This is a genomic window from Streptomyces niger (genome assembly GCF_000718305.1).
GTDB classification, from domain to species: domain Bacteria; phylum Actinomycetota; class Actinomycetes; order Streptomycetales; family Streptomycetaceae; genus Streptomyces; species Streptomyces niger.
Genome location: NZ_JOFQ01000013.1, coordinates 72,385 through 86,515, shown reverse-complemented (window position 1 = coordinate 86,515; position 14,131 = coordinate 72,385). Strand labels below are relative to the sequence as shown.

12 protein-coding genes are annotated in these 14,131 nt (G+C 74.0%); 7 read left to right on the top strand and 5 right to left on the bottom strand.

Translation table 11 applies throughout. From position 1 onward, the window contains the following. Positions 1–35 precede the first annotated feature (35 nt). Positions 36–2,333: a helix-hairpin-helix domain-containing protein gene (locus IF20_RS24605; protein WP_407702550.1), complete on the bottom strand. Its 2,298-nt coding sequence runs from the start codon at positions 2,331–2,333 to the stop codon at positions 36–38. Between the two features lie 983 nt (positions 2,334–3,316). Next, complete coding sequence (locus IF20_RS24600; RefSeq protein ID WP_052867473.1) at positions 3,317–4,300, bottom strand: aldo/keto reductase; 984 nt, start codon at positions 4,298–4,300, stop codon at positions 3,317–3,319. Between the two features lie 252 nt (positions 4,301–4,552). Between IF20_RS24600 and IF20_RS24595 the strand changes: the two genes are divergently transcribed. Beyond that, positions 4,553–5,608: an LLM class F420-dependent oxidoreductase gene (locus IF20_RS24595; RefSeq protein WP_052867472.1), complete on the top strand. Its 1,056-nt coding sequence runs from the start codon at positions 4,553–4,555 to the stop codon at positions 5,606–5,608. Between the two features lie 273 nt (positions 5,609–5,881). Continuing rightward, positions 5,882–6,670: a hypothetical protein gene (locus IF20_RS24590; RefSeq protein WP_052867471.1), complete on the top strand. Its 789-nt coding sequence runs from the start codon at positions 5,882–5,884 to the stop codon at positions 6,668–6,670. 158 nt (positions 6,671–6,828) lie between these two features. Here IF20_RS24590 and corA read toward each other — a convergent pair whose 3' ends face one another. Then, positions 6,829–7,839, bottom strand: a complete 1,011-nt coding sequence (gene corA, locus IF20_RS24585) for a magnesium/cobalt transporter CorA (RefSeq protein WP_052867470.1) — start codon at positions 7,837–7,839, stop codon at positions 6,829–6,831. 83 nt (positions 7,840–7,922) lie between these two features. Between corA and IF20_RS24580 the strand changes: the two genes are divergently transcribed. The 4 genes from IF20_RS24580 (at position 7,923) to mshC (ending at position 11,455) form a co-directional block, all read left to right on the top strand. Beyond that, complete coding sequence (locus IF20_RS24580) at positions 7,923–8,621, top strand: histidine phosphatase family protein (protein WP_052867469.1); 699 nt, start codon at positions 7,923–7,925, stop codon at positions 8,619–8,621. A gap of 103 nt (positions 8,622–8,724) precedes the next feature. Beyond that, on the top strand, positions 8,725–9,315 hold the full coding sequence (locus IF20_RS24575) for a DUF3090 domain-containing protein (RefSeq protein ID WP_052867468.1): 591 nt from the start codon (positions 8,725–8,727) through the stop codon (positions 9,313–9,315). Beyond that, entirely contained in the window at positions 9,279–10,115 is an 837-nt protein-coding gene (locus IF20_RS24570) for an SCO1664 family protein (protein ID WP_052867467.1), read from the top strand. Before IF20_RS24575 ends, IF20_RS24570 begins: the two co-directional genes overlap by 37 nt. A 110-nt stretch (positions 10,116–10,225) precedes the next feature. Further along, on the top strand, positions 10,226–11,455 hold the full coding sequence (gene mshC / locus IF20_RS24565; RefSeq protein WP_052867466.1) for a cysteine--1-D-myo-inosityl 2-amino-2-deoxy-alpha-D-glucopyranoside ligase: 1,230 nt from the start codon (positions 10,226–10,228) through the stop codon (positions 11,453–11,455). Positions 11,456–11,589: 134 nt separating this feature from the next. Here the strand turns inward: mshC and IF20_RS40085 are convergent, their stop codons facing one another. Beyond that, positions 11,590–11,919: a hypothetical protein gene (locus IF20_RS40085; protein ID WP_234426805.1), complete on the bottom strand. Its 330-nt coding sequence runs from the start codon at positions 11,917–11,919 to the stop codon at positions 11,590–11,592. Between IF20_RS40085 and IF20_RS40080 the strand changes: the two genes are divergently transcribed. Continuing rightward, entirely contained in the window at positions 11,905–12,249 is a 345-nt protein-coding gene (locus tag IF20_RS40080; protein ID WP_234426804.1) for a hypothetical protein, read from the top strand. The two genes, IF20_RS40085 and IF20_RS40080, sit on opposite strands and share 15 nt — an antisense overlap. Here the strand turns inward: IF20_RS40080 and IF20_RS24555 are convergent. Continuing rightward, positions 12,239–13,993 (bottom strand): S8 family peptidase, encoded by a 1,755-nt coding sequence (locus tag IF20_RS24555; RefSeq protein ID WP_052867465.1) that lies wholly within the window; start codon positions 13,991–13,993, stop codon positions 12,239–12,241. The genes IF20_RS40080 and IF20_RS24555 overlap by 11 nt on opposite strands. Positions 13,994–14,131: the final 138 nt, after the last annotated feature.

Genomic DNA, 14,131 nt, shown 5'->3' with positions numbered 1-14,131 from the left:
CCGTCGTGCTGCGGGCGGGCCCCAGCGGTGCTGCCTCAGGCCGGTTCCGTCTCCCACTGGGTGTGCTGGAGCTGGAGCAGCGTACGCAGGCGGGTGGTGCGTTCCTTGGCAGGGATCTCGGCCACCGCGCGGGGCAAAGCCTGGTCCGCGCCCTGGACCACGGACAGGTGCCGCTCACCGCGCCCGAACGCGGTGTAGACCCAGGAGCGGGTCAGCCCGGGGGCGGCGTCGCCCGGCACCACGACCACGGCCGCCGGCCAGCGCATCCCCACCGCCTGGTGCGCGGTGAGCGCCCAGCCGTGCCGCAGCGCGCCGCCCGCCACCTGCTCGCGCGGTACGACGACGGGCGCGCCGCCGCACTCCAGCCGCAGCCCGTCCGCGTCCGCGCCGGTGACCTGGCCCGGCACCGTACGGCCGGGCGCCGGGCTGTACGCCACGCGGTCGCCGGGATCGAAGCCGCCGAACCGGCCCGGGCCGGGGTTCAGGCGCTCCTTGAGCGCGGCGTTGAGCGCGCGGGTGCCGGCGGCGCCGCCGTGGCCCACGGTGATGACCTGGGTCTCCGCCGTCGGCACGCCGATCGCGCGCGGTACGGAGTCGGCGACCAGCTGCACCGTACGGTGCACCGCCTCGCCGGGGTCCCGCACCGGGACTATCACGACCTCCTTCTCGGGCGCCTCGACCTGAGTCAGTTCGCCGATGCCGATGCCGGAGACCAGCTCGCCGATGGGCCCGAAGTCGGGCGTACGGGAGGCGACCTGCGGGCAGCAGCGGGCGGCCAGCAGGTCGGCGAAGAGCCGCCCGGGGCCGGCGGACCAGAGCACGCCGGGGTCGCCGCTGAGGACGAGGCGGGCGCCGTCGGCCAGCGACTCGATGAGCAGCGCGGCGGCCTCCAGGTCCAGCTGCGGCGCGTCCAGGACGACGAGCAGGTCCAGGGCCAGCGAGCCGTCCGCGTCCCGGCCGGGGCCTTCGCGCCCCGCGAGCAGCCCGCTGAGCGTGACGGCGGCGGGGGAGGGCTCCGCGGCGGTGCCGGCCGGCGCGGCGCCGGCCGCTGCGGCGGGGGAGGCGGACGTGGGGAAGCCGGAGGCGTCGTAGTGCGTGGTGGCCTCGGCGACGAGGTCGGCGAGGCGACGGCGGCCGTCCGCGGTGTGCGCCGCACCGACGGCCCGTAGGCCGAGCGCGCGGGCCGCGGCGATCAGCGCGGCGGGCTCGGCGCGTGCGGCTTCGCCGCCGGTGTGCGCGACCAGGCCGCTCTGCGCGGCGGCCCGGATCAGCGCTCCGGCGGAGGACGACGGCGCGGCCCCCGCGACGGCCTCCCAACGGGCGGCCGACACCCGGACGGGACGGGGGAGGAAGCGATCGGCGTCCTCGGTGTCCTCGATGTCCTCGATGGGTCCCGCCGGGTACTCCGACGAGGAGGCCGGGTCTTCGGATTCGGATCCCGCAGCGCCGCGCCCGCCGGTACCGGCTGATGCGTCGGTGCCGGTCGCCGCGTCGGTACCGGTGGGCTCGTCGGTACCGGTGGGCTCGTCGCCGCCTCCGGAAGGCGCCGAGGCCGCTTCAGTGGCTGCCCCGGGCGCGTCGGGCGCGTCGGCGGCGGCTTCCTCGTCCGTCTCCGGGACCGGTTCGAAGGTGTTGAGCAGGCGGGAGAGGCCGTCCGCGACGCTCTCCTCGGCCATGGCGAAGCGGTCGAGGCCGAAGAGCAGCCGGACGGGCTGTTCCTCGTCGTCCTCCTCGCCCGCCGGACGCGGCGCCGCCGACGGGTCGTCCAGGGCGTCCTGGAACACCAGCACCTCGCCCTCCGCGATCGCGGTCTGCAGGGCCTCGTCCGGGTCCGGGACGGCGCGGGCGGCCAGCGCGGAACGCAAGGCGCTCGCCTCCAGGGCGGAGTGGCCAGCCAGCGCGGCCTGCTCCAGGAGCCAGCCGATCAGCGCCTGGGCGCGGCGTTCGTCGCCGGGCCCGCACTCGGCGCCGAGCAGGGCGCGGGCGAAGGTGTCGGCCTGCTCGGGCCGTACGCCCGTCACGGTGAGGAGCCGCCACGGGTCCTCGCGCAGCGTCTCACCGGCCTGCTCGCCGAGCGCCCGTACGGCCTGCTCCGCGAGGGCCTCGGGCGCGCCGCCCGCGGCGAGGACCTGGCGCGCCCCGGCGACCCCGGGCGCCACGGGACCGCTCGGCGCCTGCCGAGCCGAGCCGCCGGCCGTGGCCGTACCGGTCGTCCCCCGCGGCCCGTCCGACCGTGCCCCCTGCGGGCCGCCACCGGGTCCGTACGTACCGCCGGGAGCTCCCGGGCCGCCGGCACCTCCGGGACCGTTCATGCTCCCTCCGGGGCCGTTCATGCTCCCTCCGGGGCCGTTCATGCCGCCTCCGGGGCCGCCACCCGGACCTGCGGGTCCGCTGGTCCCCGGGCCGCCTGCGCCCGAGCCTCCCGCCGGGCCACCGGCTCCCCGTCCTCCGGCGCCCGGGCCGCCTGCTCCCGGGCCGCCTGCTCCCGGGCCGTCAGCCGGTCCCGACGCGTACCCGGAAGGCGATGGTGTGCCGGGCCCGGCGGGGCCACCGGGGCCCGCCGCCGGACCTGCCGGGCCACGTACGTCACCGGGGGCCGTCGCCGGACCACCCTGGCCGCCGGGCCCTCCCGGTCCACCGGCGGCACCCGCGGCACCTGGCCCGCCCGGACGACCCGCCGGGCCCGTGCCCGGGGCCCCGGGAGCCGGAGCCACCGGCGACCGCTGTGCGCCCGGCGTCCGCTGTGCGCTCGGGGAGGACGGAGCCGGTCCGCGCTGGGGCTCGTTGAAGAACGAGGCCGCCGATCGCTCGCCGCTCTCGACCGCCCGCACCGCGGCAGCCAGCGCGGCCGCGGTCGCCTTGCCGCCACCCGCACCGCCGGAGCCACCCACCGAGCCACCGGCGGCCCCGCCACCGGCGCCCGCGGCGCTCGCCGAACGCTCCGCACCCGCAGCGCCCGCCGAACCCGCCGAACTCTCCGCACCGGCCGCGCCCCCGTCGCCCGCGCCGGTCGACTCATCCGTGCCGGTCGACTCGCCCGCGTCCCCGGACGTCTCCGCCGTCCCGTCCGCCGCTGCGACGTCTTCCGCCGCGACGTCTTCCGCCGCGACGTCTTCCGCCGCGGCCGGGCCCGCCGAGTCGACCCCCGAGGTCGACTCCTCCGCGCCCGTCCCCGGGGCCGACTCCTCCGTGCCGACCCCCGAGGCCGGCTCCTCCGTGCCGACCCCCGAGGCCGGCCGGGGGGCGGGGGCGCCCGCCGGGGCCGGTGGGTCCGGGGCCTCGGCAGGGGCGGGGGCGCCGGTGGGCTGGTCGGTGTTCACAGGGTGCTCCAGTCGTGGTCGGGGTAGCGGTGCACGGGCGCGGAGACGTCGTCCAGTGCACGCCGGATCTCGTCAGGAAGACTAAGGGTCTCCACTGACAATGCCGCCCTGAGCTGCTGCGCAGTGCGTGCGCCGAGGAGCGGGGCGGTCACGCCGGGGCGGTCGCGGAGCCAGCACAGGGCGACCTGCAGCGGCGTGACCGCGAGGCCGTCCGCCGCGGTGGCGACCGCGTCGACGATCCGGCCCGCCGCGTCGTCGAGGTACGGCGCGACGAAGGGCGCCAAGTGCTCGGAGGCGCCGCGCGAATCGGGCGGTGTGGCATGCCGGTACTTGCCCGTGAGGACGCCGCGGCCGAGCGGGGACGAGGGGAGCAGCCCCAGACCGAGGTCGAGGGCGGCCGGCAGCACCTCGCGTTCGACGCCGCGCTGGAGGAGGGAGTACTCCATCTGCGCGCTCGCCAGCCGGGTGCGCACGGCCGGCGCCGCCAGCTGCCAGGTGGCGGCCTTGGCGAGCTGCCAGCCGGAGAAGTGGGTGACGCCGACGTAGCGCGCCCGGCCGCTGCTGACGGCGATGTCCAGGGCCTGGAGCGTCTCCTCCAGCGGGGTGTACGGGTCGAAGGCGTGCACCTGCCACAGGTCGACGTAGTCGGTGCCGAGGCGCTGGAGGGAGTCGTCGAGCGCCGCGAGGAGGTGGCGGCGGGAGCCGTCGACCCTGCGGTCGGCCTCCAGGACGCTGCCGGCCTTGGTCGCGATGACGAGGTCCCGGCGGGGGATCATGCCCTCCACGAGCCGGCCCAGGAGGTACTCGGCGCCGCCGTCGGCATAGACGTCGGCGGTGTCCACGAGGGTGCCGCCCGCTTCCCAGAACGTCTTGAGCTGGTCGGCGGCGTCGCGGTCGTCGGTGTCACGCGCCCAGGTGAGCGTGCCCAGGCCGAGACGGGACACGCGCAGGCCGGTGCGGCCGAGGTGCCTTTGCTCCATGCGCCCTGAGGTTACTGGCCCGTCCCGGCCTCGCGGGGACCTGTGGACAACGCCGTGCGGCGGCCTGTGGACAACGTCCGGCACGGCGTCGGCCGAGGCAGGTCTTACGCCTGGTCCCGGCCCCGCGTTACAGTCCCCGGACAGCATCATTACTGATGAGTAATCCGATGGATCCGACGCTATCCGTAGCGCCGGGCACCGGACATCGCATATGACGGCGGATGATCGTCATCGATGAGTGAGGGGAGCCGCATGAAGCTCGGGATCAACCTCGGTTACTGGGGTGCCGGCATGGACGGGGACAACCTCGCCGTCGCGCAGGAGGCCGACCGGCTCGGGTACTCGGTCTGCTGGGCGGCGGAGGCGTACGGGTCCGACGGGCCGACCGTGCTGTCCTGGGTGGCCGCGCACACCGAGCGGATCGACGTCGGCTCGGCGATCTTCCAGATCCCGGCCCGCGCGCCCGCCATGACGGCGATGACCGCCGCCACGCTGGACTCCCTCTCCGGGGGCCGGTTCCGGCTCGGCCTCGGCGTCTCGGGGCCGCAGGTCTCCGAGGGCTGGTACGGCGTCAAGTTCGACAAGCCGCTGGCGCGCACCCGGGAGTACGTGGAGATCGTCCGAAAGGCGATGTCGCGCGAGCGGCTGTCCTACGAGGGCGAGCACTGGACGCTGCCGCTGCCCGGCGGCCCCGGCAAGCCGATCAAGCTCACGGTGCACCCCGAGCGCGAGCGCATCCCGCTCTACATCGCGGCGATCGGGCCGAAGAACCTGGAGCAGACGGGCGAGATCGCGGACGGCGCGCTGCTGATCTTCCCCGCCGCCGAGCACCTCCAGGACACGGCGATCTCCCACCTGCGCGCGGGCCGGGAGAAGGCCGGGCTGACCATGGAGGGCTTCGACGTCTGCCCGACGCTGCCGCTGGCGGTCGGCGAGGACAAGGACGTCCGCACGCTCGCCGACGCCTTCCGCCCGTACACCGCGCTCTACGTGGGCGGCATGGGCAGCCGCAAGCAGAACTTCTACAACCGGCTCGCGCAGCGGATGGGCTACGAGGAGGCGGCGGCCGAGATCCAGGACAAGTACCTGGCCGGCGAGAAGGACGCCGCCGCGGCGGCCGTCCCGCACGAGCTGATCGACTCCACCACCCTGCTCGGCTCGGTGGAGCGGATCGCGGACCGCATGCAGGCCTACGCGGCGGCCGGGGTGACGACGCTGACGCTGTCCCCGGCGGGCTTCACGCTGGACGAGCGGATCGCCGCGCTGCGCGCAGGCACCGAGGCGCTGGAGCGGGCCGGACTCGCCTGACGGCCCGGCCAGGCGGCAGGGAACGGCCCTGGGGCGGGAGGGCGGCCCCAGGGCCGGAGGGCTGCGGCCGTGGTGGGGGCTCGGGGGTCTTCCCCGCCACGGCCGTCACCCCACACAACGCGCCGACGGTCGGGGTGGTTACGCCCCGCATATGTGCCCACGGTCCATCGTTCGGGCGAGTTCGCCGGGCTCCGTGTTGCCGCGGACACCTCAGCGCACTTGACTTTTCCTTTGCGGGTGTCCTGTTCGAGGTGGAGTCATGGAGGTCCGTCGATGCTCACGGCGAAGAGTCTCTTCCAAGAAATCCTGGACCACGACGAGTCCTTCCGGCTGTTCTGCTCCATCGCCGCGAGCGGCGAGACCCAGGGCGGCTGGGAGAACGGGCGGATCGCCGCGCTGGTCCCGGAGAGCCAGCGGGCGATGGCCCGCAAGGTGGCTCGGCACGGCGCGGACGAGGAGAAGCACGGCCGGATCTTCAATGCCCTGCTGCGGCGGCGCGGGCTCCAGGCCGTCGCGGTCCCGGCCGCCGCGGACTACACCATGCTCCTGGAGCGGCGCGGGATCGGCCTGGCGCACGAGAAGCTGCAGCGCGACGAGCCGCTGACCGAGTCGGACATCGTCACGTACCTGGCGCACAGCCGGATCACCGAGGAACGGGCCGCCGCCCAGATGGCGCTGCTCCTGAAGCACTTCGGCGACCACCCGGAGGTCGGCAAGGCGGTCCGCATGATCGCCAGGGACGAGGACAACCACCTCGCGTACTGCCACGAGGAGCTGCTCCGGCTGTCCGACGCGGGGCACGCCGAGGAGATCCGTCGCGTCCTGCGCGAGAGCGTGCAGGCCGAGATCGCCGTCTACCGCGACGTCAGCCTCGCGGTGATGGAGCGGATGGGCCACATCCTGCGCTGGTCCCGCGCGAAGCGGGCGGTGCTCGCGGCCGGCATCCACGCCCTGTACGCCTACGAGCGGGCGGCCGGCTGGCGGCGGATGGTCACCCTGCGGATGCCCGAACGACGGGACGCGCTGGGCGGCCCGGCCGCGGCGGCACCGGAGTTCGCCTGACCACCGCCGGGGAGCCGCCGGAGTTCGCCTGACGGCCGCCGGACGGCTGCTGTCGGTGGTCGAGGGCCGAGGGCCGAGGGCCGAGGGTCGAGGGCCGGTTCGCGGTCGGAGAGCCGCCGTGTACCGGCGGCCCCGGGGCGGCACCGCGCGGTCCGCTGCTACAGCCACCCCCGCCGCTTGAACATCTGGTAAAGCAGCACTTCCAGGACGGCCATGACCAGCAGGCACGCGGGATAGCCGTAGGTCCACTTCAGTTCCGGCATGTGCGCGAAGTTCATGCCGTAAATGCCCGCGATCATGGTCGGTACGGCGGCCAGCGCGGCCCAGGCCGAGATCTTGCGCATGTCGTCGTTCTGCCGCACACCCATCTGTGCCAGGTGCGCGGAGAGGATGTCCGACAGCAGCCGGTCCATGCCCTCCACGGACTCGTTGGCCCGGGTGAGGTGGTCGTCCACGTCGCGGAAGAACGGCCGCGCCTGCTCGTGCACGAACGGTACGCCCGGGTTCTGCAGCCGCGACATCGGCTCGGCCAGCGGCCCCGTGGCCCGCCGGAACTCCAGCACCTCGCGCTTGAAGGCGTAGATCGTCTGTGCGGTGTTCCTGCCGCCCGCACCGCTCTTGCCGTCCGGGCCCACCGGCGCGAAGACGTCGGCCTCCAACTCCTCCAGGTCGAGCTGGAGTTCCGCGGCCACGTCGATGTAGTGGTCGACGACCGCGTCGCTGACCGCGTACAGGACCGCGGTCGGGCCCTGCTTGAGGACCTCCGGATCGTGCTCCAGGCGGCGGCGCACGGCGGCCAGCGGGCTGCCCTCGCCGTGCCGCACCGTCACCACGAAGCAGTTCCCGATGAAGAGCATCAGCTCGCCCGCGCCGATGCTGCTGTCCTCGTCGTCGTACACGATCGGCTTCAGAACCATGAACAGGGAGTCGTCGTACACCTCCAGCTTCGGCCGCTGATGGGCCTTGAGTGCGTCCTCCACGGCCAGCGGATGGAGCCCGAACTCCTCGCTGACCTGCTCGAACTCCTCCTCGCTGGGCTCGTGCATGCCGAGCCACAAAAAGGAGTGCCCCTCCGCGCGGGCTTCTTCGAGCGCGGTGGAGTATCCCGCCGGCTTCTCGATCCGCCGGCCGTTCCGGTAGATGGCACAATCCACGATCACATGGGGCATTCTCGCTGCCAGGGCCCACTCGTGCCAGGGCGGCTCCCGGGCGGCACGTCCTCCGCTCACGTCCGGCACGTAGGCTGGTCGCCATGCCCACGCTGATCCTCGTACGGCACGGCCGCTCCACCGCCAACAACTCCGGCGTCCTCGCGGGTCGCACGCCCGGCGTCGCCCTGGACGAGCGGGGCGCCGCACAGGCCGCCGCGCTGCCGGACAGGCTGGCCGGCGTGGAGCTCGTCGCCGCCGTCTCCAGCCCCCTCCAGCGCTGCCGGGAGACGCTGGCCCCGCTGCTGTCGGCGCGCCCGGACCTCCCGCTGCACACCGAGGACGGCATCAACGAGTGCGACTACGGCGGCTGGTCGGGGCGCAAGCTCGCCGAACTGACCGACGAGCCGCTGATGACCACCGTCCAGCAGCACCCCTCCGCCGCCGGCTTCCCCGGCGGCGAGACCATGCGCACCATGCAGAACCGCGCCGTGGAGGCCGTGCGGTCCTGGAACGCGCGCATCGAGGAGCAGCACGGCCCCGAGGCGGTGTACCTGATGTGCTCGCACGGGGACATCATCAAGTCCCTCGTCGCCGACGCCCTCGGCATGCACCTCGACCTCTTCCAGCGGGTGTCCGTCGAGCCCTGCTCGGTGACGGCCGTGCGCTACACGCCGCTGCGCCCGTACCTGATCCGGCTCGGCGACACCGGGGACCTCGGCTCGCTGGCCCCCAAGGAGGACGGCTCCGGGGCCTCCGCGGAGCGCGACGCGGCGATCGGTGGTGGCGCGGGAGCATCGTGATCAGCGGGCGCAGTAGGGTGGTGCGACGGCGCTGCCCGCCACGCCACCTGTGATTCTCTTCCGTGACCACAGATCCCCGCAGTCGAGCAAACGGAGCAGGACCTTGTCCCGTCAGGTGTTCTTCTACGACGCGCCGGACCGCTTCGTGGCCGGCACGGTCGGGCTGCCTGGCCGCCGCAGCTTCTACCTCCAGGCCACAGCGGCCGGCCGCACCACCAGCGTCGCCCTGGAGAAGACCCAGGTCGCCGCACTCGCCGAGCGCATGGACGAGTTGCTGGACGAGGTGGTGCGCCGCAGCGGGGGCAACGCCCCGGTGCCGGCCGTCGCCCCCTCGGAGATCGACGACACCGCGCCGCTGGAGAGCCCGGTGGAGGAGGAGTTCCGCGTCGGCACCATGGCGCTGGCCTGGGACGGCGACGAGGAGCGCATGATCGTCGAGGCCCAGGCGCTGGTGGAGCTGGACGCCGACAACGACGAGGACCTCGCCGAGGCCGAGGAACGGCTGCTCCAGGACGACGAGAACGGCCCCCCGATGCTCCGCGTCCGGCTCACCGGCACCATGGCCCGCGCCTTCGCCAAGCGGGCCCTGGAGGTCGTGAACGCCGGCCGCCCGCCGTGCCCGCTGTGCAGCCTGCCGCTCGACCCGGAGGGACACGTATGTCCGCGCCAGAACGGATACCGTCGGGACGCCTGACGCCCGCCGAGCTCGAAGAGCTCCTGGTCCACGGCGAGCTCACCGTCCTCGGCCGGGTCCGCGAGGCGTCCAACGCCGTCCTGTACTGCTCGATCACGCACGAGGAGCGGACCGGTCACTGCGTGTACAAGCCGGAGGCGGGGGAGCGCCCCCTGTGGGACTTCCCCGACGGCACGCTCGCCCAGCGCGAGGTCGCCGCGTACGAGATCTCCCGCGCCACGGGCTGGGACCTCATCCCGCCCACGGTGCTGCGCGACGGCCCGTACGGGCGCGGCATGGTCCAGGAGTGGGTGGACCCCTCCGACGAGGGTGACAGCCCCGAGCTGCTGGCGCTGGTCGAGGCCGAGGAGCCGGAGCCCGGCTGGAAGGCGGTCGGCTTCGCGCAGGTCGAGGAGGGGCGCACCGCCCTCCTCGTGCACGCCGACGACCCGCGGCTGCGCCGGCTCGCCGTCCTGGACGCGGTGATCAACAACGGCGACCGCAAGGGCGGCCACCTGCTGCCCACCGCCGACGGCCGGGTCCTCGCCATCGACCACGGCGTGACCTTCCACGTGGCGGACCGGCTGCGCACCCTGCTGTGGGGCTGGGCCGGCGACCCGCTGACCGAGGAGGCCGTCGCGGTGCTGGAGCGGCTGGCCGCCGAGGTCGCGGACGGCGAACCGCTCGCCGCCCGGCTGGCCGAATGCATCACCGCCGACGAGCTCGCCGCGCTGCGCGAGCGGATCGCCGGAATGCTGCGCTCCGGCGTCCATCCGCAGCCCGGCGGCGAGTGGCCCGCCATTCCCTGGCCCCCGGTGTGACCTGTCAGGACCGGTGACGCACAGCCGGGGCGAAGACGCAAGACCGCCGATCAGGCCAAGAACCACACTCCGGTTCGTATCCGGAAGCTGCGTCCGGTTACGCTCATGTCATGCATGCATGGCCCGCTTCTGAGGTCCCCGCCCTGCCCGGTCAGGGCCGCGACCTGAGGATCCACGACACCGCGACCGGCGGACGGGTGACCCTCGCCCCCGGTCCCGTCGCCCGTATCTACGTCTGCGGCATCACGCCGTACGACGCGACCCACATGGGGCACGCGGCGACCTACAACGCGTTCGACCTCGTGCAGCGCGTGTGGCTCGACACGAAGCGACAGGTCCACTACGTGCAGAACGTCACCGACGTCGACGACCCGCTGCTGGAGCGGGCCGTGGCGACCGGCGACGACTGGACCGCGCTCGCCGAGCGGGAGACCGCGCTCTTCCGCGAGGACATGACCGCCCTGCGGATGCTGCCCCCGCAGCACTACATCGGCGCCGTCGAGGCCATACCGGGCATCGTGCCGCTGGTGGAGCGCCTCCGCGACGCGGGCGCCACGTACGAGCTCGACGGCGACGTCTACTTCTCCGTCGAGTCCGACCCGCACTTCGGCGGGGTCTCGAACCTCGACGCCGAGGCGATGCGGCTGCTGTCCGCCGAGCGCGGCGGCGACCCGGAGCGTCCGGGCAAGAAGAACCCCCTGGACCCGATGCTGTGGATGGCGGCCCGCGACGGCGAGCCCAGCTGGGACGGCGCCTCGCTCGGCCGGGGCCGCCCCGGCTGGCACATCGAGTGCGTCGCCATCGCCCTGGAGCACCTGGGCATGGGCTTCGACGTGCAGGGCGGCGGGTCCGACCTGGCCTTCCCGCACCACGAGATGGGCGCCTCGCACGCCCAGGCGCTGACCGGCGAGCACCCGTTCGCCAAGGCCTACGTGCACGCCGGGATGGTCGCCCTGAACGGCGAGAAGATGTCCAAGTCCAAGGGCAACCTCGTCTTCGTCTCCAAGGTGCGCCGGGACGGCACCGACCCGGCCGCGATCCGGCTCGCCCTGCTGGCCCACCACTACCGCGCCGACTGGGAGTGGACCGACCAGGTCCTGCAGGACGCCGAGGGCCGGCTCGCCCGCTGGCGCGCCGCCGTCTCCCGCCCCGACGGCCCGTCCGCCGAGGCGCTCCTGGAGGAGCTGCGCGAGGCGCTCGCCGACGACCTGGACTCGCCGGCCGCGCTCGCCGCCGTCGACCGCTGGGCCGAGCGGCAGCAGGCCGAGGGCGGCACCGACGAGGGCGCGCCGGGCCTGGTGTCCCGGGCCGTGGACGCGCTGCTCGGCGTGGCCCTGTGACCCGCTGACCGGACAGACGTAACGGGGCGCTTCCTCCGAGGAGGAAGCGCCCCTTTCTCGCTCACCCGCGGGTCACCGGCACCGGTTCAGCCGATGACCACCCGGCAGCGTGCCGCCGTGGCGTCCGGTCTACGTCAGATCCGCTGGATGCGGATGCTGCGCAGGACGCTCGGGGCCTGGGTGTGCCAGATGCCGACCACGTGCTGACCGAAGGCGAAGGCCTCCTGGACCTGGTCGAAGGTCTCGGTGGTCGGGTTGGGCAGAACGCGCAGCTGGTTGTTGATGCGCAGGACGATCAGCCGCGGCTGGCCCGGAAGCGGCTGCGGGATGGAGATGAAGGCGTTCGCCACACCGGAGGCCAGCTGCTGCGCCTCCTGCTGCTGGACCTGCTGCACCTGCTGGACGACCTGCTGCTGGATCTGCTGCAGCTGCTGCTGGTACTGCTGCTCGTGCTGCTGCTCCATCTGCTGCGCCTGGCCGTACTGCTGCTGGCCGCCGCCCAGCTGCTGCAGCAGCTGCTGGAACGGCTGCTGCTGGCCGAGCTGCTGAAGCTGCTCGAGCCCGCCCATGGGCTGCTGCATCTGCTGGCCGAACGGCTGCTGCTGGCCGAACGGCTGCTGCTGCCCGAAGGGCTGCTGCTGGCCCATGCCCTGCTGACCGAACGGGGACGTGCTGGGCTGCTGCTGGCCGAGCTGACCGAGCTGCGCGAGCGGGTTCATCTGAGTGGTCATTGCTACCTTTCCCTGACTTGTTGGTGTGCTTCAGCCGGTGACGACCAGCTCGTCAGCCTGTGATGACCAGACCCACGACCTCGTCGTCGGAGTACCACACACGTACGTCGGGCCGTCCCCCCGCGAAGGCGGAGTGCACCGCCTGGCGCACCTCGGGCGCCGGTCGGTTCAGGTTCCGCCACGCGCCGGCCACGAACAGCCGGAGCCGCGGAGGGAGTTCTCGGGGGTACGGAAGCAACTCGTCCCAGTACCGCTCGGCCTGGCCGGAGCCGACCGAGGTGGGCACCAGGTGCGTCACCGCCGCCCTGATGTCGGGCCGGTTGCCGATCCGTTGGGAGGCCGGCCGGCCCGGTGCGTCCTGCTGCGGGGACCCGGTGTTCCGCAGCACTTCACGTGCCTGCTCGGGACCCATCGGCTCCAGGCCCGCGGCCTTGAGCATGCCCTGCAGCGACGCCACGGCGCCGACCACGACGGGGGAGGCCGATGAGGTGCCCGAGAAGCTGTCGGTGTACCAGGCGATCTCCTCGGTACCGCCCTGCAGGTCGCCCGGCCGGTCCCAGAAGCCGCCGGTCGTGGTGACCTCGCGGCCCCAGCCCTGGGCGTCCAACCGGGTCCCGTAGTTGGAGAACCCCAGCCGGGACCGGTCCGGACCGTGATCGCGGCCGTGGGTGCCGGGCGGCGGGGCGCCGGCCCCGACGAAGATCGCGCCGGATGCCTGGTTGGAGGGGTTGAACGGGTTGCGCCACCACTCCGGGAAGCGGTCGGGGCGACGCTCGTACAGCGCGTCGTCCAGGCTCTCCGCACCGTTGCCGGCGGCCTCCACCACGACGACGCCCTTCGCCGTCGCCCAGCGGATCGCGGCGAAGTCGTCCGGCCACCACTCCAGCGGGATGTAGCCGCGCTGGTCGTCGCGGTGCTCGTAGTCGAACCGGGGGCCCGGCCGGTGCAGTTCGATCAGCACGATGTCGCCGCGCGACAGCCGCTCGGCCGCCGCGTGGATCGCCGCCGCCGAACCGATGCCCTGGATGGCGGCGGCGGCGGTCACCGCGCCGGGCGCGATGCCCACCACACCCTTGTCGTTGCGGTCGCCCCCGATGACACCGAGGACGGCCGTACCGTGGTTGCGCCACGCCAGGTCCTGGTACGGGGTGCCGACCACCACGCCGGCCAGCCGCTCCGACAGGTCCTCATGGCCCAACTGCCAGGCGCCCTCGACGTCGATGATGGTGACGCCCTCGCCGTCACCGCCCTGCCGCTGCCAGGCCCATACGGCGTTCACGCCCTCGGGAGCGGCACCGAGGTGGCCCTGACGGCCCGTGAAGTCGGGGGTCGCCGGCGCCCCCTCCTTGCGCTCCTTGCGTCCCTGGCCCTCCTCGGGATCGTGGGCGGGCATGGCGGCGGGCACGGCACCCGGCTTGAGGTACGCCGTCTCGATCTCCGGGAGGGCGGAGAGCCGGGCGGTCAGCTCGACGGCCCTGTTCTCGCCGCCCTTCACCCGGTAGAAGAGCGTGAGGTCCGGGAGCGTACCGGCGCCCGCGGAGGGCTCCGGGGGTGCGGCCGCGGCGATCCGGTCCTCGTTGCCGAAGAGCGGCTCAAGGGTGAGCTGCTGGTCACTGAGGAACATCTCCAGTGCGGAGACGTCCGCTCCGGAGGCCGACCGCACGCCGCCCGCGCCGGCGCGGAGCCGGGGCTCGGCCCGCGCGACGACGATCAGCTCCGGTTCGGCTCCTTGGTAGGTGAATCCCGCTCCGTCGGGTCCGGGGCCCGCCATACCGGGGCCCGTACCGGGAGGTGCCTGATCGGTCATCGCTGGGACCGCTCCCTTCGGGTGCTGCTCCATGCCCTGCCCTGCCGCCCCGTGCGTGCCGCACCCGGCACACGCCGCTCCGTGCAACAGCGGTGCGTCCCAGATGTTGCGGCGCCGTGTCGCCGGGGCTCCGGGGCG

Coding starts and splice junctions, on each gene's coding strand:
- IF20_RS24605 (WP_407702550.1), bottom strand. CDS start 2,333: ATGAACGGCCCCGGAGGGAGCATGAACGGTCCCGGAGGTGCCGGCGGC.
- IF20_RS24600 (WP_052867473.1), bottom strand. CDS start 4,300: ATGGAGCAAAGGCACCTCGGCCGCACCGGCCTGCGCGTGTCCCGTCTC.
- IF20_RS24595 (WP_052867472.1), top strand. CDS start 4,553: ATGAAGCTCGGGATCAACCTCGGTTACTGGGGTGCCGGCATGGACGGG.
- IF20_RS24590 (WP_052867471.1), top strand. CDS start 5,882: ATGCTCACGGCGAAGAGTCTCTTCCAAGAAATCCTGGACCACGACGAG.
- corA (WP_052867470.1), bottom strand. CDS start 7,839: ATGCCCCATGTGATCGTGGATTGTGCCATCTACCGGAACGGCCGGCGG.
- IF20_RS24580 (WP_052867469.1), top strand. CDS start 7,923: ATGCCCACGCTGATCCTCGTACGGCACGGCCGCTCCACCGCCAACAAC.
- IF20_RS24570 (WP_052867467.1), top strand. CDS start 9,279: ATGTCCGCGCCAGAACGGATACCGTCGGGACGCCTGACGCCCGCCGAG.
- mshC (WP_052867466.1), top strand. CDS start 10,226: ATGCATGCATGGCCCGCTTCTGAGGTCCCCGCCCTGCCCGGTCAGGGC.
- IF20_RS40085 (WP_234426805.1), bottom strand. CDS start 11,919: ATGGAGCAGCAGCACGAGCAGCAGTACCAGCAGCAGCTGCAGCAGATC.
- IF20_RS24555 (WP_052867465.1), bottom strand. CDS start 13,993: ATGACCGATCAGGCACCTCCCGGTACGGGCCCCGGTATGGCGGGCCCC.